Source organism: Bacillus sp. 123MFChir2 (assembly GCF_000383235.1).
In the GTDB taxonomy this organism is placed as follows: Bacteria; Bacillota; Bacilli; order Bacillales; family Bacillaceae_G; genus Bacillus_A.
The window spans coordinates 39014-59278 of the sequence record NZ_KB910933.1 but is presented as its reverse complement, the minus strand read 5'-3'; the positions used below and the strand labels follow the sequence as shown (position 1 = coordinate 59278).

Sequence of the window (20265 nt, the reverse complement as noted above, 5' to 3'; positions counted from 1 at the left end):
ATCCCATTCTTAGTTTAACATAATTTCGAGTGAATCCCCTTACTTCAAAGATAGTGTAACCAGACAGCATATGATAAAAAAATTTTGGAATATAAAACTACTATTTTTTTGCGAAAAAAGGAGTCCTTCCCTAAAAAAAGTGGTTTTTATGTCATTTTTTAATTTGTATTTATATACATTATTTTTGACATATCCTACACTTCTAAATTAGTAAACTTCTACACTAAACCGATATGTAGGACATCCTCTTATATTCGTTTTTACTCGAAATACTCCACCAGCGCTTGCATCTGTAGTATCCATTTTGGCCGTCGTAATGTATAAATCTTTTAAGTCATTTCCGCCAAAGGTGCAAGAAGTTACATATTTGGCCGGGATAGAAATACTTAGCAGCTGCTCTCCATTCAAAGGATTCCACCTCGATACTTTAGAACCGCCCCAATGAGCAATCCACAACATTCCTTCTTCGTCAATTGTCATTCCATCAGGAAATCCTTCTTCTTTTCGCACAGCAACAACATCTTGTGGATTTTCAATATTTCCTGTGTAAATATTATAATTAAAACGAACTACTTTTCTTGTCGGTGTATCTATGAAATACATATACTTATGGTCTGGTGACCACGCTAATCCATTAGAAGTACTTACATGTTCTACTTTCTTTTTTACAGTTAAATTGGTATTTAAACAGTAAAGAGCTCCCTTTCCATCAATGCCAATACCTTCTGTGGTGCCTGCCCAAAAACGACCTGCCGGGTCACATTTCCCGTCGTTAAAACGATTTTCTTGTAAATGACTTTCAGGATCACAAATAGCCTGTAGTTCTTCCGTATCTGGATTTAAGAAATAAAAGCCCTTCTCTAAAGCTAGAATCATTTCACCACATTCACTCGGGGCCACTGATCCTACCATCTGTCCAAGAAAAATCACCTTATCTTCATTTGTAATAGGATTATAAATATGAACCTTCTTTTCCAAAATATCAACCCAATACAATAGCTGTTTTTTACTATCCCAACAAGGCCCTTCTCCAAGAGTAGCCTTCGCATCAATAACAAGTTTTAATTCATCTAGCAAATTAACCCCTCCACATTAAAGAATATTCTGTCTTTTTATGATAACATGTAATGGTTTTATATTTTTATTAATAACATTATTGTGGATTTGAAACCACAATATACCAATTTCAAGAATACGGTCCACTAATAAGAACAGGTAATAATTTGGAATAAATTCTTTAATTTGTTTAATATAGGTAACTACTCAGTCACTCTATGAAAAACCGACAGAAAAGCATTTTTTTAAATGGGACTGGCTATGTATAGGAGCGGTCAGGGCCTTTTCCTGCCACGCGCAACGTTTTAAAACAAAGAGAGGTAGCAAGGTGTAGATCCATTTTTAACTTCATGGCAGCAATCTATATGCTGAAGAATGAAAATAACTTTCTATAGGTAACAATGGGCGTATTTTCACTGGAATCATACTCCTTACCAAACTTCTAAATGAAATGTATGACTGAGTAGTTACGAATATTGAACATAAATCCCTCTCCTGTTTATATTTTCTCAAGCGTCAATTAATTGCCATTATTTTCATTTTAAATTATTGACACACATTAGCATCTACTACTAATATTAAATTATATAAGCAGGTATCAAAATGGTAAAGGAGGAAAATAAATGAGTGCAAAAACACGAATTACAGCTATTGGTACCTATGTACCTGAAAAAAAGTTAACAAACTTTGAGCTTGAGCAAATGGTTGAAACAAACAATGAGTGGATTATTCAAAGAACAGGTATTCATGAACGTAGAATAACTCGGCCTGATGAATTTACCAGTGATTTATGTGTATCTGCTGTAGAAGATTTAATGCGCAGGTATAATAAAAAAGTCGAAGATGTAGATATGATTATTGTGGCAACAAGCACGCCAGATTTCCCATTCCCCTCTGTCTCCAGTATCATACAGGACCGATTAAATATTTCCCAAACAGGTGCTATAGATTTAAGTGCAGCGTGTGCAGGATTTGTTTACGCATTGCATACGGCGCACAGTTTAATTTCTTCTGGTCTCCACAAAAAGGTACTCGTTATCGGGGCAGACACACTCTCAAAAATTACCGATTATACCGATAGAAGTACATGTGTTCTATTTGGTGATGGTGCTGGTGCAGTATTAATTGAAAGGGATGAACAATCAAACAGTTTTATTGGATTTCACCTAGGAAGTGACGGAAGAGGAGCACAACATGTATATCGGCCTGGACTATCGAAAAAGATCAATGGGATTGAGTTAATCGATACTCAGTATCTTGTACAAAATGGTAGCGAAGTTTTTCGATGGGTTGTAAGGAATGTTCCTAATAATATAAGACAGCTTCTAGAAAAAACACAAACGAGTTTAGATCAAGTTGATTGGTTTATACCTCATAGCGCTAACTTAAGGCTGATAGAGCCAATTTGCGAAAAATTAAAATACCCATTGGAGAAAACCCTTTATAGCTTGGTCAACTTTGGAAATACCTCTGCTGCTACAATTCCTTTAGCTCTTGACCTTGGAATCCGTGAAGGAAAAGTCAAAAGTGGGGACCGAGTTCTTATGTACGGTTTTGGATCTGGTTTGGTTCACGCTGGACAACTTTTAGAAATAAATTTTGACCGACTAATTAATGCTCCAACCCCGTTAAGATAAATTTGATTTTAAGAACTGGTTGCCAATTGAAAACTCAGTTTTTCTTATCTTCAATTATCGGGCGTGATAATTGAAGATAACGTTTTTTTGATAAAACAAAAGTTTGAAGGTACAAACTAGGGATTATTTATATAATACGAGAAAGGTTGTGAAGTTATTTGAGAGGTTATAAAGCAATGCTATTTGATTTAGATGATACCTTACTTAATAGGGATAAGGCAGTAGATAACATGTTTTTAATGATTTTAGAAAAGTGTTATGAGGATGTTAAACATTCAGTAAAAAACGAAATGCTACAGAAATTCAAAGAATACGATAAAAAAAGCTACGGCTATGGTGATAAAACAACAGTTTTGGAATTATTTTTTGATGAATTCCCACCAAAATATAGATTGCCACGCCATTACATTCAAGATTTTTGGAATAATAATTTTCCTCATTGTTTTTCTATAAACCAAAATACTATAAATATCGTAAATACTCTAAAGATGCATGTTAAAGTTGCGATTATAACAAACGGCCTAACTCAGAGACAAAAAGCTAAAATAATGAACACGAATTTAAATAGTTGTTTTGATATAATCATTATTTCTGAAGAAGTGGGATTTAGTAAACCTGACAAACGCATATTTGAATTAGCATTAAATAAGCTTAATGTGCAACCAGAAGACGTATTATTCGTTGGAGATGACATAGAAAAGGATATCGGTGGTTGTCAGAATGCAAATATAAAGGGCATTTGGTTCAATCCCTATATGATCGAGAATGATACCGAAATAAAACCATATGCCGAGATCCATTCTTTTGATAGATTATTAAGTTATTTTCCACAAACGAGTACGATTGCGGAGTAGTACAAGAAAATGTATGACTGAATAGTTCTTTATTCCTTATCTAGAACCACAAAACGCCCTTTCAGATTGCTTATCTGAAGGGGCGCTCCTATCTACGTCTTTCATTCTAACTTATAAGACGCGTAATCCGCTTCTTCTTCCACGATAGCCTGTAATATCCGTATTGCAGGAGCAAACTCACAATAAACGCAGCCGGATACCCAACCCATATTCCTTTTATTCCAAGGCTCGTATGATACGAAAGGAAATAGGCTACTGGAACTTCTACAAGCCAAATTGAAATAACCGCAAAAATAGTCGGCCACAATACCGTTCCGCTCGCTCGCATTGTTGCCCCAATAATTTGCGCATGACCGAAAATTAAGTAACTCCATAACGTAATCATAATGAGACTATGTGCAATATCAATCGTATTCTGACTCGTTAAAAAGAGCGCTAAAATTTGTTTTGAGAACAAATAAATAAAAGAGATTAATATTCCACCAATTACATAGTTCATAATAAGTCCTGCCCTAATTACTTTTTGCAGGCGATCAAATTGATTTGCGCCAATGGACTGCGCTGCAAATATGGAGACGGTAATTCCAAGGCTCACTGCTGGCATCTGTACATAACTTGCCACTTGGTTCACTACTCCGTACGCTGCCGTTGCATCTGATCCGAAGCGATTTACAAACGAAATAACGGCAATCTCTGATAATGAAACAAGTATCATATTAATACTTGCTGGAATGCCAAGACGTAATAATAATTTTAACAACTCCCCATCCATGCGAAGATACTTTCGAACTGTTGCATCAAATTGCAATGGATGTTTCGTTCTTCTTAAATAAACTAACAGAATAATAAATGTAACAATTGTTGATATAACAGAAGCATATGCTGCACCGTACACACCTAGTTTCGACAGGCCAAGCCAACCAAATATAAGAATAGGTAATAATGCCATATTTAGTCCTGTACTAACAATTAAAAAATAAAACGGTGTTTTAGAGTCTCCTGCCCCGCGCATAAATGTTGTATATGCAAAATACAAAAATAGTACTGGCATGGAAATAAATAAAATTCGTGCATAGTGAACACTTATATGAATAATATTTTCCGGTGTACCAACAAGACGCATAATATCCATTGCAAACATACTACCCACTACTGCTAAAATTGCTCCAAGTACAAACGTAAATGTCAACGTAGTACCGACAATGGCTTTTAAGCGGTCTTCATTCTGAGCTCCAAAAGCCTGCCCAATTAAAATCGAGCTACCAGAACCAATCCCAATTACAAATGAAATGAGTAGAAAAAACAATGGAAAGAAAGCGGAAATAGCAGCTAATTCATTAATTCCAAGCCAACGTCCTACCACTACCATACCAAACAATTGTCCAAGTGACTGCAATACATTACTTAGCAGTAAAGGAATGAGAAACATAGCCATAGAACGCCATATTGGTTTATTTTCTGTTCCTTCTTCAGTTATTTTCAAGTTTCATAACCCCTTTTATCGAGAAATGTCGCGATTATATCCTCGCTCTCCAAACGGCTGCAATTTCTCTAACCACTTCTCTTCTAATTTTTTCAACTCTTCTTTTTCGTTAAAATATCCAGTATCGTTTTTTTCAACACTTCTAATATTTCAAACTCAAAAACATCTGCCCCGTATTCCTTCCAATCATCTTGCAATGCCTTATTCGTATGAGAGCCCATATTAAGTAAAAGTCGTCTTCCACTCATCGTTTTGAAATTTCTTGTACTCTCTACATACACTTTTTCGTTCTTTGTATTTCGAATGCAATAAATCCCCCCTTCAATTTCGGTTTCTTTATACACTTGTTTTAATTCTTCTCTTCTATTCAATTTCCTCTTCGGTAATGTTATACCGCTGATCAACCATCGTTGCTGTACGATGAATGGGGAGAACTTTAGATTGATTTGTTGTTTTTTCTTCCGACAACTCCATAAGCGCAAGAAACACCTTTGCCTGCTTCATCTTCTCCCTTAATGTAAAACGATGATTGCGAATTGTTGAAGTGCTTCCACCGTCCATTTCCTTTACGATTTCTTTATCGTTTAAACCCATATGAAAGAACTGAAGCATCTTCTTCTGCAAATCTGTTAAACCTGTCAATTTCTTATCTAACCCTATTGAACTATCCCCATCTAAAATCCTACAGATTTTTGAGGAAGAGGATTCCCAAAAGGGACAACGAAGACAAAATGCTTCGCAGACCATACCCATTCAACAAGGTATGGTTTTTCTGCTTTCAAACTTAGACAAACCTTTTACTTCCAAGTCTGTAAGAGCCCTTGGAGGGAAAAGTTCTTTCATAGAACAAATCTTGTTATGGTTCGAAAGCTCTATCTGATAGAATGTGTGAACACGCAAATCAGATAGGATGCCAGACAGCCACTTCCATTGCTTTTGAACAGCTACATTCACTTGTTCTTGTCCATACGGAAACGTAAGATTAGGAATTTCAACTGCAACAGCGTTTGGTGTTGTAAAATGTAAAGATTGTGTTTCTGTATTGTATGTAAATACAAAGTTTCCTGATTTTGCGTCTTTTCGACCTGAAATCAACATTTGATTGTAACGAGCCTGTTCAAAATCTTGCACCCAAAGTGTATGATTTTGAACATAAGTATCTACAGTATGTTGTGCTTTGAAAAGTTTTTTACTTCCAAATACAACAGAAGAAACTTTGTTTTTTAAACTATGAAGTAGTTTTTGAAGTCTATCCAACCGAAATTCCAGGCTACCTAAACGAGAACGAAGGGTTTGAATACGCACATCTAAATATTCATGCTCAAATTGATAGGCATGGTAGTAAATATCCGTTCTCTTTTTAAATTGCACAACAAAATATTGTCCCCTTTGTTGTTCTTTAGACGTTTTATTGAACGTTGGCTTCCCTTTGATAAAAGATGTTTTCATTTTATTCAGCACTGTCAAATCTGACTTGGTTTTCTTCATCTTCTTTTTTACAGCTTTTATTTGTTCATTTTTATTTTCGATATACAATTTCTTCAATTCTGTCTGAGAAGAAAATAGTGCATTTGCTTTCTGCACGGCACTATTTGCATAATAGTCATTCAAACTAAATCGTGATTTCACAGCAATTTGCATACTATCAGAACGTTTTTCTAACACTTGCGTTTGAAAAGCGAAATGTTTCGCACGGTTAAACACGAAAAGAGCATGTCCAATAGCTTCAACATACTTCGGATTCAGTGCATTCTTATAGATACGAATTGAAAAATATGCTTTTTTCATTGGACACACTCCTTTCTTATTTGGTATACACAAAGTACACCAAATAAGAACATACGTTTCTATATATACAAAAAAACAAACGATTCATCCCCCACTGATTATTAGTTGAACCAATCGGGCTTTTACGGGCAGTTTATCGCCCACCGGAAAAGAATGGTTTTATGTCGGTTTTTTAGTTTGTATTTATATAGACTGCTGTCATGAAGATAAAATAACAAATAGGACTAGCTACCAGTCTAGTCCTATTTGTTATTAACGCTATTAAACTTTTCTTTTATAGGAAATTATTTTTCTTCATCCCTGCCTGTGCAATTGCAACAAGTGTAGTGTTTTCTCCTCTTTACTCCCTTTATGTTCAATACGTTTTGTCACAACCCCATCTTTCATAAACAAAATACAATCTCCTATCTCCGCTGCCACGTCCATCATATGTGTGGAAAAAATAACAATTGTCCCATTTTTCTTGATGTCTTGTAAAATCTCAACGAATGCATTGACCCAAAATGGATCCAAACCATTTGTTGGTTCATCTAATAATAATAGTTTCGGTTTCCCTAACAATGCTTGTCCAAATACTAAGCGTTGCCGCATTCCTTTCGATAAATGTTTTACAAGTTCATCTCTTTTTTCAATCAAACCGATCTTTTCTAAAATCTCTTGTATTTGCTTTTGACTTATCTTTCGTAACACACCATAAAAAGTAAGAAATTCATGCACAGTCATCATTTCCTGCGCATGAAAATCATCTGGCATATATCCAATTTGCGACACGTATTTATTCCTGTTTTCATGGAGAGTAATACCATTTAAGACGATCGTACCTTCTGTCGGTTTTAAAATACCTGCCAATATATGAAGAAGTGTACTTTTTCCTGCACCGTTCCCGCCGCATAGCACAATGCACGTTCCTTCGTCTACTTGAAGTGAAAAGTGAGAAAGTGCTTGTTTTGTCTTATATTCTTTTGAAACCTCTGTAACTTGTAGAAGTGTCATTGCATTTTTCTCCTTTCTAGCTTCCATGCAGAGAGAGTGAAACCAAAAGCCATATAGATTAGTGTATATAAAATGAGAACTCCCCACGCCGCCTCAGATTGTAAGAAAGTAATGAGAGTATCATATGCTTGTCCAAATATCGCACCGCCGCCTAATTGAACAACAAATACAATGCGAAGCAATTCAGCTGGATTAATAAACAAAGCTATTTTTAGAAGCACAGCAATCATCGGATACGGAACAAAGCTAAGAACAGAGATAAGCGCAGTAGGCCAAATCATAATGAAGAAAAACCAAACCCCAACAGATATTGTTAACGCCTGCCATCTTGTTATGACAAAAGAACCGATCACAACACCGATTATTAGAAAGAAAAGCATTAATACTACCCCGAATACATAAAGAGCCAGCACCCATTTCATAGATAATATACTTCCACTAATAAGGCCGATTATAAGACTTATACCATAACTAAGTGTAAAAATAATGAGTTGCGCTGTAAATTGTCCAAATGCTTTTCCCATTACGTAAGCAACACTAGAAATGGGATACGTACTTAATAAGCGCCACTGTCCGTTTTCCATTTCATTCGCAATCGAAAAAGAACTGATAATAAGCATAAATAGCGGTATAACATACAGCACTATATTTGCCATTGTGCCTGTCATATTTGTGTAACCTGTTATAACAGGTGTATTTCGCGCTAATAAAAATAGTAACGACATGACACTCGTCCAAAGGATTACAAATGTATAGGATGAACGTTGTCTTATCGTGATCCGCCACTCAGATTGCCAAATGTGCCACATAGTACCCCTCTTTCCACAAAAAAGGACAACCGGAGCGGTTGTCCTTTTTTATTAATGAGAATGATTCATATCCTTTTTCTTTGCATTCTCTTCTTTTATTTTCATCATCATATCTGTGTTCTTTTTCCATTCATGCTTTTCCAAATCTTTTGCCGTTAATACTTCACCTTTATTTTTAGACACAAAGCTTTCCGCATCTTTTTTCTCTTTGAAAGAAATCACATTATAAGCCATTGGCGTTTTAATATCTTTTTCATAAACATAAGTCGCTTTGTCTACTTCAATCCAATCTTTTGTATTGTAATCACGTACAAATTTCGCTTGTAACTTTTCATTCTTATTTTTATTCATCCATTTATACATACAACCAAGATCATCAAATTTCAATGATTTACCATTTTCAAGAATGACCTCTGTTCCGAATTGATCGTTCGTCACAAGCATATTACAGTTTGCACATTTATCATTTTTCTCGTCAATTGCTACTGGCTTAACTTCCTTTTTCCCGCAGCCAACTACTGTCAACAAAAGAGCTGCAACTATTGTAATAAATAAACCTTTCCATTTCATCTTCTTTTCCTCCCAATTTTAAATAAAGTGATACTTATTGCTAACATACTCACACTGATCATTCCGATTTGCATCTTAAATGAGGATTTGTTTTCTTCCTTCTTTCCTCTGATTGTCATCATAGGCTCATAATCAGTTAAAACTTGATTTTCAGGACTTTTCAACAATGTTTGGAGTACAATCATACCAGGTGCTTGGAAAAACAACTGATATTCAGGGACTTCATTTGTTAGTGTTAGAAAAAACGGATCTGCTCTATGTGGAATGCTACTAATACCATTCCCCTTTGTATCCAGCTTCAAGGATGTGTCCCAATAATTATGTATAATTTTGTTTTCAGTGCTGTTTATCGCTTGAGACTCATTTACATTTCCAACAAAGCCATTGTTAGACACATGATTTTCATTCGCATTTTTAAATTGCATACCAATAAAATTCCCGTTTACTTCATTGTCTGAAATACGGTTGTTATTCGCATTTTCCACATACATCCCAACACGATTATAAGAAATTCGATTGCCAATCGCTTCTGTTTTCTCTGCATCAAACAGCAATAATCCCTGTGCGTTGACATTCCTATTATTGAAAGTTAACTCGTTCCTTTCAATTTTTGTGTCTTTTGTTCCCATCACCATGGCACCTGTAATATTGTTGTAAGACTTGTTATTTTGTACGGTTATGTGATTGGAAAACATAATATGTATTCCATAACGAGAATTTCCGATAGCATTACGAGTTATTCGATTAAAATGACTATTTTCTATATAAATGCCATCTCTTACTTTATCAATCTCGACTCCTTGAATCATATTATTATTTGATTCCCATAAGTCAATTCCATTTCCTTTAGAATTCCCTTTAATCAAACCGCCTTCTACAACCGTACCACTCGCCCTATTTAATTTAATCCCGAACTGCTTTGTGTAGATTTGAAGATTTTTCAACCGATGATTCTTACCAGTAACATGAATAGCTTCCGTATCTGCACTACTACTGCATTGTTCTACCTTTATATGCTTTAAGGTGACAGATTGCCCTTTTACCGTAATAACGGGTTCTTTACGACAAGAGCGAACAGTAACTTCTCCCGTCCCTTCCAAAGTAACAGGCTTTGAAAGAACGATTGCTTCATCATAATTACCACTCGGTATTTTTACAATCCCATATTCAGGAGCAGCGTCAATTTGAGATTGCAACGTATCCTGTGCATAAGTATGGAATGAACAACTTAAAAAAATGATACAAAAGAGAAAAAAAACTCGAGTTATTTTCATATAGCAATCTCCTCAAATATCAGTCGACCTATATGAAGGATAACAAACAATTGTGTGGAATTTGTGAAGTAATTTTGTATTTTTTGACAAAAAAAGATATTTTTAAATACAAATCCATTTTATTTTTTCAACATATAAGTCGCTCGTATAAAGAACAAAACATGACCGACACTCGCTTTCCTCCCAAGTTTACATTGCAAGTGGCAGGAAAAGTCCCTGACCGCTTTCTATGCATGGCCAGTTGCTCTCGCCCCCGCAAAAAAGAAAAAGGTTTTTCACTTTATATTAATATATGATTCCTTTATAGACCCAAAAAATAGGATCCTCACTTGAGAATCCTATCTTTTATACAATTTTTCATTCCTTCGGCTCAATCATTTGCTTCGGATCTACAATTTCATCAAATTGTTCTTCTGTTAATAACCCTGATTGCAGTGCTGCTTCTTTTAATGTTAATCCTGCTTTATGTGCATGCTTGGCAATCTTTGCTGCATTTTCATAACCAATATGCGGATTTAGTGCTGTTACAAGCATTAACGAGTTATTTAAGTGCTGCCCAATAATTTCTTCATTTGCTTCAATACCTACTATACATTTATCATTAAATGAAATTATTGCATCTGCTAATAATCGAGCAGATTGTAAGAAATTATAAGCAATGACCGGCTTAAAGACGTTTAATTCAAAGTTTCCTTGACTTGCCGCAAAGCCAATCGTTGCATCATTTCCCATAACTTGCGCTGCGACCATCGTTATAGCTTCACTTTGCGTTGGATTTACTTTTCCTGGCATAATAGAGCTCCCTGGTTCGTTTGCTGGAATCGTAATTTCCCCAAGACCGCTGCGCGGTCCACTTGCAAGCCAACGGACATCGTTTGCAATTTTCATTACATCAGCGGCTAACGCTTTTAAAGCCCCGTGCGTATAAACAACTTCATCATGACTTGTTAACGCATGAAATTTATTTGGCGCCGATACAAATTGTTTTCCTGTGAAATGACTAATTTCTTCTGCAACCATTTCACCGAATTTTGGATGGGCATTAATCCCTGTTCCAACCGCAGTACCACCAATTGCAAGTTCTTTCATATATGTACTGCTTTCTCTAATCATCCGCTCTGTCTTTTCAAGCATACAATGCCATCCGCTCACTTCTTGTCCTAACGTTAATGGTGTTGCATCTTGCAAATGAGTACGACCAATTTTAATAATATGAGCGAACTCGTTTACTTTTTCTTGTAACGTGTCTTTTAATTTTGCTACTGCTGGTAATACTTGCTCTTCTACAGCTACTACACACGCAATATGAAGTGCTGTTGGAAATGTATCATTTGAGCTTTGAGACATATTCACGTCATCGTTCGGATGAATATGAAGATCTAGTCCTTTTTCTCTTAAAATTTGATTTCCGCGGTTGGCGATCACTTCATTCACATTCATATTAGACTGTGTCCCACTTCCAGTCTGCCAAACAACAAGCGGAAAATGATCATCCCATTTTCCCGATAAAATTTCATCAACCGCTCCTACAATTGCATTAACCTTTTCTTCTGCTAACTTCCCTAACTTTTGATTACTAAGTGCCGCACTTTTCTTTAAAATTGCAAATGCTCGAACAATTTCAAGAGGCATGCGCTCTGTTCCAATCGGAAAGTTCTCCTTACTACGCTGCGTTTGCGCTGCCCATAATTTATCAGCTGGAACTTTCATTTCTCCTAATGTATCTCTTTCAATTCTATATTCCATGTTTTCATCCCCTTAGTATTAAATACCTTCTCTTACATTTTACCGAAAACATAGAAAATAACAAATATTACCACCGGAAACAAAAAAAACATCCCCTCTATAAGCGAAAGGATGATTTTTCATACTATGATACTTGCTTTTCTTTCTCAACGTCATCTACATACCAAATAAATTTACCTGTATATCCATAAATGACAGCGAGCGCTAATGATACAAAGCTCAGCCACATAAATGGTAGATAAGATAGTGTTGAAACACCTAAAATACCCGCCATAAAGATCCCGTTATCAGACCATGGAACCATCCCTGATGTAAGCGTTCCGCCGACTTCGGAGTTACGAGCTAAAATGCGGCGATCTAATTTTAATTTATCATAGCTTTCTTCCATAATTTTTGGCGTTAAAATTAACGATACATACATCGCACAGCCAAATACGTTTGCTAAAAATGCAACAATTAAAGTCGAAAGTGTTACATTGCCTGCAGAAGTTAATTTTTTCTCAAACTTCGAAACAATAACTTTCAAAACACCAAGCTTTTCTAGTAAACCACCAAAACCAAGCCCGAAAATAATTACTGCAACTGAACCGAGCATTCCTTCAATTCCGCCGCGATTCAATAACTTATCAATGAAATCGATACCGGAATCAATAGAAAACCCTTTGTAAGCTGTACCAATCGCTTCCCCAAATGGCATACCTTGGAACAGAGCTGCCCAGATCGCACCAAGAAGAGCACCCATTGCAATTGTAGGCATAGATGGACGTTTCATCGCTAACAGTATAATGACAACGACCGCTGGAACAAGCATCCAAATGTGAATATCAAATTGCTTTAGTAATGATGCCTTTAGGAAATCTACTTTTTCTAAATCTACATTCTTTCCGCCATATATCCAGCCGGCAACTGTAAACATACTACCAGTAATAATATAAGCTGGAACATCTAAATACAACATAGCACGAACGTGCGCAATAACATCTACTTTCGCCATAGAAGCTGCAAGTACAGTGCTATCAGATAATGGTGATAATTTATCTCCGAAATACGCACCGGACAGAACTGCACCAGCTACAAGAGGAAGTGGTAATCCAAGTCCTTCCCCGATTGCCATCATGGCAATACCAGCTGTACCTACCGTCCCCCAAGAAGTCCCTGTTGCGATAGATGTAATCGAACAAATAATTAATGTCGCTAATAGAAAGATACTCGGGTGAATAAATTCTAAACCATAATAAATTAGTGTTGGCACAACACCGCCAGCAATCCAAGTTCCAATAAGAGAACCAACCGCTACTAATATTAAAATGGCTTCAAGTCCATTCGAAATTCCTTTTGTAATTGCATCTTGTAATTCTTGATAACGAAACCCAAGTTTTAATCCAAGCGCAATGACAAGAAACCATGAAATAAATAACGCAAGTTGAATCGGTAAATCAAAAATTGCCTGAAATGAAAAGACAACGCCTAAAAATAACAACAAAAGAATGATGATTTCAATCATCGATGGTAATCTTACACTTTTCAAATTTCTTCTCTCCTTATGAAGCAATAACATGATGCATGTCGTTTAGTTATTTTTACATAAATATAACTAGATAAAACATAAATATTCACATTATTCCGATTTGTTTTTTTAGTATAATAAATATACGACCTTTTTATTGTAAAAGTACAGCCTGCATTTCGCAATGTTAATTTGAAAAAATACATTAATTTTTCTTATTTCATTAATATTCAATCCAATTCAAAAAAAGAAACTATTTTAAAATTGATAGAAATAGTTTCTTTTTATATTCTCAACTTCCAAAAGTTTGTATGATGCATTTAATCAAATAAATATAAATAATCAACTTTTTTATAAAACCAAAAATCTAATTTCAAAAATGAAAACCATTTCGACTAGGCTTTTTCAAAATGGCTTCTTTTTATCCCGCATTAACGGGCGGTAAGACCCCCACATCAAGATTCAGAGGGAAGCAAAGAAGATAGGTTGGGGATAATTGCCCGTTAATGCCTTCACTTTATTTTGTCGTACAATCCAGTTTTGAGGACCACTTTTAATCAAGCCTAATTTTAAGCTACACCCTTATTTTATAAATAGGCTGTTTTCCCCTAGGAATTGTATAATTTGTCTTTGGTGATAGTTATCGTGGTCTGTAAATTCCTTTACAATATATATAAGTGAATAAGGAGTTCCAGTATGTGGACAATGAGTTACACCGTTTGCAGTTAATGGCTTTTTTAACGTTTCGATTGGTAGCTCGTTAAGTTCTCTTACAAGTAATTCCCTTGTATTTTTTGCTTCTTCAAGAAGTTTTGAATGTGGTATACCTGATTTTGCGTAGTTTGACGCCTTTTTATTATGTGTATCAAAATCAGGAAACTTCATTCCCTTTTCATTTTGTACAGATGGGAGGACTTCTGTTAATAAATGATTATCCCAATTCATAATATGTGCTATTATCTCACTTACAGACCATTTACCATCAGCTATCGGTTTAAACCATAATGTTTCATCGATTTCTTTTAAAGTGGTTAACCAAGATGAATAATGATTAAAATGATGAATTATATTTTTCACTTCACTCAAATGAATCCCTCTTTCTAAATTAAGTTAATATAATTATAACATAAAATCCCAAGAGACTGAAACGTATGTTCTTTTTTATGTTTTATGTTACAAAAACAACACTCTTTGAGAAAAGAATCTAAAATAAAATGAAATAACTTTATTATTTGCACTTCTTTCTCCGTCCTGAGATTCTAAATAGCGAGCTAAAATTCCTAATAAAAAAACTGCTGAGAATCTTCTCTCAACAGTTTTTCACCCAACAATTCTTTCTTCGAGCTTTTCTTTTTTCTCTGAAAGTAACGCATACGGTGTACACATATACGTCTTTGCAACTGGATCGTATACAACACGCGCTTTCACACCAAACACGGTTTCAAACAATTCATCATTTAAAATATCACTTGGTGCTCCTTCCATCACTTTATCTCCATCTTTAATCGCAACAATATGATGTGCATATTTTGCGGCATGATTTAAATCATGTACAACCATAACAACCGTTCGATTTTCTTCTTCATTTAACTTTTTCAATAACTCTAATACTTCTAACTGGTGGGCCATATCTAAATACGTCGTCGGTTCATCTAATAATAATAACTCCGTATCTTGTGCAAGTGCCATCGCAATCCAAACGCGTTGCCGCTGTCCACCTGACAGTTCGTCTAATGTACGATCTGTAAATTGATTCATTCCCGTTACTTCAAGCGCCCAGTTTACCATTTCATGATCTTTCTCTGTTCGCTTTCCAAGTAGACGTTGGTGCGGGTAACGACCATGCCAAACAAGACCTTCTACCGTTAATCCTTCAGGTGCCGTCGGTGACTGTGGTAATATTGCCAATTTCTTTGATACTTCTTTTGTTGGCATCGTATGAATTGCTTTACCATCTAAATATACGTGACCCTTAGTTGGTTGCAGCAGCCGTGCTAAAGATTTTAAAATTGTTGATTTCCCGCATCCATTTCGGCCAACTAATGCCGTAATTTTCCCTTCTGGAATATATAAATCAAGATGATTAATAATGGTTTGATTTCCGTACGTAAGCTCTAACTGCTCCGTATGTAAACTTGTCATTTTATTCACCCCTTATTTGTTATTTATAGAAGACTATGTTCTTTTTCTAATCACGAGTAAATATATAAAATACGGTGCGCCAATAAGAGCTGTGATAATACCAGCTGGTATTTCAATTGGCGGAATAATAATTCTTCCCACCATATCTGCACTCGTAACAAGTAATGCACCAAATAACGCTGAAACTGGCAAAAACAATCTACTATCTGATCCAACAAGTAAACGCGCCGCATGTGGGATAACGAGGCCTACAAAACTAATTGTCCCTGCTACTGCTACTGAACTTGCAGCTAAAGCAACAGCTACGCCAATCAGCACAAGACGAACAACATGAATACGCATACCTAAACCTTTTACTGTTTCTTCATTTAATAATAACAGATTCATTTGCTTATAACTTGCAAATGTAATGACCGCTCCAATGATCGTCCATGGCCATAGCATATCAACATGTTCCCAAGACCTTGCATATAAACTTCCCTTTAGCCATACAAGAGCTTGTGAGGAATCAACCGCAAATTTCACAATAATAAATGTAATAAGCGCCTGTAAACCTGTAGAAATAGCAACGCCGCATAGTGCAAGACGTTCTGGCTTTACTCCTCCTTTTTGATACGATAATACATACACAAGCAAGCTCGCAATCATTGCCCCGACAAATGCAGCCACTGGAAGCATAATTGCCGGCACACTCGGAAACATAAGGAGCATAATAACAGCTGCTAATCCTCCACCAGCAGAAACCCCAATAATATCAGGTGCTGCAAGTGGATTTCGTGTAACACTTTGTAAAATAGATCCTGATAATGCCATGTTAATCCCAACTAAAATTGCGATGATAAGACGTGGTAAACGATATTTTAATACAACACCTTCTCCTGTCATCAACCCTTCTATAATGTCAGCAAGTGGTGTTGGTACAGCGCCAAGACGCAAGCTTAATAGAGAAACTGCAATTAACAATAAAAAACCTACTATTATAACCATTGTAAACCGGCCAAACTTCTTCATTTCACAGCACCTCTCTTCCTTCTCATTAAATAAATGAAGAATGGTGTACCTAAAAGTGCTGTAATAACGCCAACAGGTGTATCTGCTGGATAAGACACCCATTGCGCCGCAAAATCTGCTATAACAAGAAGATTAGCACCAAGCAATGCCGAAAACGGTATAATAATGCGATAATCTTGACCAACTAGTTTTCTTGCGATATGCGGAACTATGAGTCCGATAAATCCAATCGGTCCTGCTACCGCAACCGCACTACCGACAAGAATAACAATTAAAAACGCAAATAGTCTCCGAATCCAAAGTACATTTACACCAAGTCCACGTGCTGTCTCTTCACCAAGAGATAAAATATTCAATTGATTTGCTAGAAAAAACACAAGAATCATAACAGGAACTGCCGAAACTAACATCATTTTTATATCTTGCCAGTTTGCCCCTGATAACTTTCCGGCCATCCAATATAAAATTTCTGTTAATTGTGTTTCGTATAACAATATTGCTCCTGTCGTTAATGATCCAAGGAATAGGCTCATCGCAATGCCAGCAAGCACAAGACGTGAAGGTGTATATTCACCGCGAAATGCTAATGAATAAATCACACTTCCACCTGCAGCAGCCCCTAGAAAAGCTGCTAGTAAAATAACGAAACTCGTATCCTTTTCTCCAAATAGTAAAAGGGCAATGACAACAAAACAAGAAGCTCCTTGATTTATTCCCATATTTTCTGGATCAGATAACGGATTTCGCGTAATCCCTTGTAATAGACACCCGGCAACAGCTAATGCCGCGCCAAGTAAAGCTCCCAGCATGACACGCGGTACACGTACTTGCCATACTGTATAGTAAATTAAATTTTTTGTATCCGTTTCAAATACTTCCGATATGTTATGAAATGATAATCCTTTTACACGAAATAATGCGGAGAGAGCTCCAACCATTACTAATAGTAGAAAAAAGAAAATAAATTGCAAAGTAGAAGAAGCATACGGGTGTAATGCCCGTCTGCTTCTAGTTTGTATTTGATACAAAGTCTCCAACTCCTTATCTAGAAGACTGACCCGTTAATGCTGGAAGTGCCTCATCTAAAATTTTATCTGCTGCAATTGGTCCGCGCCCACGTGCCCAAAGATTACGATCCACATCAATGACATGCTTTTCTTTTACTGCTTTTAAGTTATTGTATAGCGGATTATTTTTAAACTTCTCTACATTTTCTCCATATAGGAAGATATAGTCAGGATTGATTTCATTTAGACGTTCCATCGTAATTTTAGCAATTTCTGCTTTACCTTCTGTTTTTTCTTTTTTCCCTTCATATGCGTACTTCACACCAACATTTGTCATTAAAGAACCGATAAATGAATCTTTAATCCATACAGAAAACTCATCATCAAAGGCACCAATAACAAGTATTGTTGGATTTCCTTTTATTTTCTCTTTTGCTTTTGAAATTTTATCTTGTAATTCTGTACGAATCTTTTTCGCTTGCTCTTCTTTTCCAACTGCTTTCGCAATGGTATCCATATTCTTCATTACTTCGTCATAACTGTTATCATCGAATGCAATTGTTGGCGCAATATCTTTTAATTCTTTTTGAATCATATTGTGGCGATCTTTACTCGCAATAATTAAATCTGGTTTCACAGATGAAATCACTTCTAAGTTTGGTGCTTTTCGCTCTCCAACATCTTTAACTTTCGATGCTTTATCTTGTAAATATTCTGGAACTTTTGTTTTCCCCACTCCAGCATTTGCAACTGGTGTAACACCTAAATCTACTAATGTATCGATAAATGAAAAGTCGAGAGTTACAATGTTTTTTGGTGTCTCTTTTAACTCTGTTTCTCCCCACTCATGTTTAATTTTCACTGATCCTGCTTGATTTTTCGCTTCCGCTTTATCTTCTTTTTTAGCTGTTTCTTTTGCTCCTCCACTGCAGCCAGCAAGCGCTCCCACCGCTAATGTCATCGCTACAAGTAAAGTACTCATTTTTTTCTTGTTCATTATGTAATCCCCCATACAAGCAATATTGATAATCATTTTCATTTAATATGATAGCATAATTTTAGAAATTGTCTATCATTTTTCCAAAAAAAATATTTTTTGGAAATGACTCATGGGCAGTAAATAGCCCCGCTAATGAAAGTTTCACTTTATAAAATAAGCGCTTTTTGCAGCACCTCATCATACACATATTGTTTTCGTACGAGTGATGAAACCATACCGCTTTGCAATGCACTATATGCTGGAACAAATGTCATTTTGTCCCCTATGCGGTGTGGTGTACTATCCGTTATATCAACAATTAAATGATCACTACTTCCACCAAGAATTTCAATATTCTTATTAGAGACTCTTAAACCGTTAATATCAAGGTCTTGTCTTCCAATTGCAACAATTGCTCGTAGTCGCTCCCCTTTATCTTCAAAAGAGGGAACTTGACCAAACGCATCTCTTCCAATGACTCCCCTTGGCATAGACGGCTTTCTTTTTATTTCAATAATTTCTGCTTCAATTGAAAATACATCTTGATACATAAAGGGAATATTTTTTCCGTATGCTGTTTCTTTTCCTAGAAAAATTGCTTCTCCAATCCGTAAAGAATTGACGCGCCCAATTTGTTTCTTTTGCATAATAAGTGGTAACGAACTTGAATTCCCTCCCGAGATAAATCGGAGCTGTATCCCTATTGTTTTCTCTACTAACTTTGCTAATTGTGTTAACTCTTGCAAAGTACTCTCAGTTGGAATGACACCGCTAAAGCAAGTGAAATTTGCTCCAATACCATCAAGTACAATTCCCGGTATATTCGATACTCTTTGCGCTGTTTCTACTACCTGATGCGGCAGCATTCCTTCGCGAAGATCACCTAAATCAACCATTAAAATGACACGATGTACTTTCCCATATGTTCTCGCTGCTCTTCCTAATGCCTCTATAATACATAGCTCAGAATTCAAACTAATATCAGCACATAGAACCGTTTCTTCTACTTCCGACAAAGCTGGCGTACGAATCAATAAGAGCTCAGCTTCTTTTCCAACGATAGAACGAATGTGATGAAGATGCTGTAATCTAGAATCAGCAAATCTTGTATACTTTGCTGATTGAAGCGTTTCAACTACTTCTTTTACAGCGCCGACTCCTTTTGTCACCGGAAAACATATCATATTTGAGCGCTCACATAATTGCTTCATCATCATGGCATTATGCTTCAATTTTGAAAGATTTACTTTCATAATAGGTAGCATGCTCACTCCTCCTACTACATGAATACACTTTAATTTTTCGACATCTTTGTTTTACCTTTGCATGTGGCAAGAAAAGGCCCTGACCGCTTCTATGCACGGCCAGTTGCTCTCATCCCCCTAAAAGAAAGGATTCTTTTACGTCTT

The 20265-nt window shown here is 36.0% G+C and carries 17 protein-coding genes and 2 pseudogenes; 2 read left to right on the top strand and 17 right to left on the bottom strand.

The features are described 5' to 3' along the window. Nucleotides 1-207: 207 nt before the first annotated feature. Nucleotides 208-1077, bottom strand: a complete 870-nt coding sequence (locus H280_RS0107920; RefSeq protein WP_020060582.1) for an SMP-30/gluconolactonase/LRE family protein — start codon at nt 1075-1077, stop codon at nt 208-210. Between the two features lie 602 nt (nt 1078-1679). Between H280_RS0107920 and H280_RS0107915 the strand changes: the two genes are divergently transcribed. Together H280_RS0107915 and H280_RS0107910 are read left to right on the top strand one after the other, a co-directional pair. After that, nucleotides 1680-2693 carry a ketoacyl-ACP synthase III gene (locus H280_RS0107915; RefSeq protein WP_020060581.1) on the top strand — a complete coding sequence of 338 codons (1014 nt, stop codon included), beginning with the start codon at nt 1680-1682 and terminating at the stop codon, nt 2691-2693. Between the two features lie 176 nt (nt 2694-2869). Next, entirely contained in the window at nt 2870-3547 is a 678-nt protein-coding gene (locus H280_RS0107910; protein ID WP_020060580.1) for an HAD family hydrolase, read from the top strand. Between the two features lie 106 nt (nt 3548-3653). On the opposite strand, the gene H280_RS0107905 is transcribed toward H280_RS0107910, so the two are convergent. From H280_RS0107905 to H280_RS0107830, 16 genes and pseudogenes are all read right to left on the bottom strand, one after another. Beyond that, nucleotides 3654-4982: an MATE family efflux transporter gene (locus H280_RS0107905; RefSeq protein WP_081625635.1), complete on the bottom strand. Its 1329-nt coding sequence runs from the start codon at nt 4980-4982 to the stop codon at nt 3654-3656. 63 nt (nt 4983-5045) lie between these two features. Beyond that, a pseudogene (locus H280_RS23285) lies at nt 5046-5401 on the bottom strand (GIY-YIG nuclease family protein). 1 nt (nt 5402) lies between these two features. Then, nucleotides 5403-5684 (bottom strand): annotated as a pseudogene (locus tag H280_RS23280) (helix-turn-helix transcriptional regulator); the annotation flags it as partial. Nucleotides 5685-5783: 99 nt separating this feature from the next. Next, nucleotides 5784-6818, bottom strand: coding sequence for a hypothetical protein (locus H280_RS23275; protein WP_020060577.1), 1035 nt, complete (start codon nt 6816-6818; stop codon nt 5784-5786). A gap of 294 nt (nt 6819-7112) precedes the next feature. Beyond that, the gene (locus H280_RS0107885) at nt 7113-7811 is read right to left on the bottom strand and encodes an ABC transporter ATP-binding protein (RefSeq protein ID WP_020060576.1); all 699 of its coding nucleotides are present in this window, start codon (nt 7809-7811) and stop codon (nt 7113-7115) included. After that, nucleotides 7808-8620, bottom strand: a complete 813-nt coding sequence (locus H280_RS0107880) for an ABC transporter permease (protein WP_020060575.1) — start codon at nt 8618-8620, stop codon at nt 7808-7810. Before H280_RS0107880 ends, H280_RS0107885 begins: the two co-directional genes overlap by 4 nt. A gap of 51 nt (nt 8621-8671) precedes the next feature. Next, nucleotides 8672-9190 carry a nitrous oxide reductase accessory protein NosL gene (locus tag H280_RS0107875; protein ID WP_020060574.1) on the bottom strand — a complete coding sequence of 173 codons (519 nt, stop codon included), beginning with the start codon at nt 9188-9190 and terminating at the stop codon, nt 8672-8674. Continuing rightward, complete coding sequence (locus H280_RS0107870; protein ID WP_020060573.1) at nt 9187-10464, bottom strand: right-handed parallel beta-helix repeat-containing protein; 1278 nt, start codon at nt 10462-10464, stop codon at nt 9187-9189. The genes H280_RS0107875 and H280_RS0107870 overlap by 4 nt, the downstream gene beginning before the upstream one ends. Nucleotides 10465-10821: 357 nt before the next feature. Continuing rightward, complete coding sequence (fumC, locus tag H280_RS0107865; RefSeq protein ID WP_020060572.1) at nt 10822-12210, bottom strand: class II fumarate hydratase; 1389 nt, start codon at nt 12208-12210, stop codon at nt 10822-10824. A 124-nt stretch (nt 12211-12334) separates the two neighbouring features. Further along, nucleotides 12335-13738, bottom strand: coding sequence for a Na+/H+ antiporter NhaC (gene nhaC / locus H280_RS0107860; RefSeq protein ID WP_020060571.1), 1404 nt, complete (start codon nt 13736-13738; stop codon nt 12335-12337). Nucleotides 13739-14299: 561 nt separating this feature from the next. Continuing rightward, complete coding sequence (locus H280_RS0107855) at nt 14300-14803, bottom strand: DinB family protein (RefSeq protein WP_020060570.1); 504 nt, start codon at nt 14801-14803, stop codon at nt 14300-14302. Nucleotides 14804-15037: 234 nt separating this feature from the next. After that, on the bottom strand, nt 15038-15859 hold the full coding sequence (locus tag H280_RS0107850) for an ABC transporter ATP-binding protein (RefSeq protein ID WP_020060569.1): 822 nt from the start codon (nt 15857-15859) through the stop codon (nt 15038-15040). A gap of 33 nt (nt 15860-15892) precedes the next feature. After that, entirely contained in the window at nt 15893-16870 is a 978-nt protein-coding gene (locus H280_RS0107845) for a FecCD family ABC transporter permease (RefSeq protein WP_020060568.1), read from the bottom strand. Then, nucleotides 16867-17898 (bottom strand): FecCD family ABC transporter permease, encoded by a 1032-nt coding sequence (locus tag H280_RS0107840; RefSeq protein ID WP_020060567.1) that lies wholly within the window; start codon nt 17896-17898, stop codon nt 16867-16869. The genes H280_RS0107845 and H280_RS0107840 overlap by 4 nt, the downstream gene beginning before the upstream one ends. 13 nt (nt 17899-17911) lie before the next feature. After that, the gene (locus H280_RS23270; protein WP_020060566.1) at nt 17912-18874 is read right to left on the bottom strand and encodes an ABC transporter substrate-binding protein; all 963 of its coding nucleotides are present in this window, start codon (nt 18872-18874) and stop codon (nt 17912-17914) included. 149 nt (nt 18875-19023) lie between these two features. Beyond that, complete coding sequence (locus H280_RS0107830) at nt 19024-20121, bottom strand: alanine/ornithine racemase family PLP-dependent enzyme (RefSeq protein ID WP_020060565.1); 1098 nt, start codon at nt 20119-20121, stop codon at nt 19024-19026. Nucleotides 20122-20265: the final 144 nt, after the last annotated feature.

What these genes read in the sequence shown, in the direction of transcription:
- H280_RS0107845 (WP_020060568.1), bottom strand. Translation starts at nt 16,870, where the DNA reads ATGAAGAAGTTTGGCCGGTTTACAATGGTTATAATAGTAGGTTTTTTA.
- H280_RS0107830 (WP_020060565.1), bottom strand. Translation starts at nt 20,121, where the DNA reads ATGCTACCTATTATGAAAGTAAATCTTTCAAAATTGAAGCATAATGCC.
- H280_RS0107915 (WP_020060581.1), top strand. Translation starts at nt 1,680, where the DNA reads ATGAGTGCAAAAACACGAATTACAGCTATTGGTACCTATGTACCTGAA.
- H280_RS23275 (WP_020060577.1), bottom strand. Translation starts at nt 6,818, where the DNA reads ATGAAAAAAGCATATTTTTCAATTCGTATCTATAAGAATGCACTGAAT.
- H280_RS0107850 (WP_020060569.1), bottom strand. Translation starts at nt 15,859, where the DNA reads ATGACAAGTTTACATACGGAGCAGTTAGAGCTTACGTACGGAAATCAA.
- H280_RS0107870 (WP_020060573.1), bottom strand. Translation starts at nt 10,464, where the DNA reads ATGAAAATAACTCGAGTTTTTTTTCTCTTTTGTATCATTTTTTTAAGT.
- H280_RS23270 (WP_020060566.1), bottom strand. Translation starts at nt 18,874, where the DNA reads ATGAACAAGAAAAAAATGAGTACTTTACTTGTAGCGATGACATTAGCG.
- H280_RS0107875 (WP_020060574.1), bottom strand. Translation starts at nt 9,190, where the DNA reads ATGAAATGGAAAGGTTTATTTATTACAATAGTTGCAGCTCTTTTGTTG.
- H280_RS0107910 (WP_020060580.1), top strand. Translation starts at nt 2,870, where the DNA reads ATGCTATTTGATTTAGATGATACCTTACTTAATAGGGATAAGGCAGTA.
- fumC (WP_020060572.1), bottom strand. Translation starts at nt 12,210, where the DNA reads ATGGAATATAGAATTGAAAGAGATACATTAGGAGAAATGAAAGTTCCA.
- H280_RS0107885 (WP_020060576.1), bottom strand. Translation starts at nt 7,811, where the DNA reads ATGACACTTCTACAAGTTACAGAGGTTTCAAAAGAATATAAGACAAAA.
- H280_RS0107880 (WP_020060575.1), bottom strand. Translation starts at nt 8,620, where the DNA reads ATGTGGCACATTTGGCAATCTGAGTGGCGGATCACGATAAGACAACGT.
- H280_RS0107905 (WP_081625635.1), bottom strand. Translation starts at nt 4,982, where the DNA reads ATGGCTATGTTTCTCATTCCTTTACTGCTAAGTAATGTATTGCAGTCA.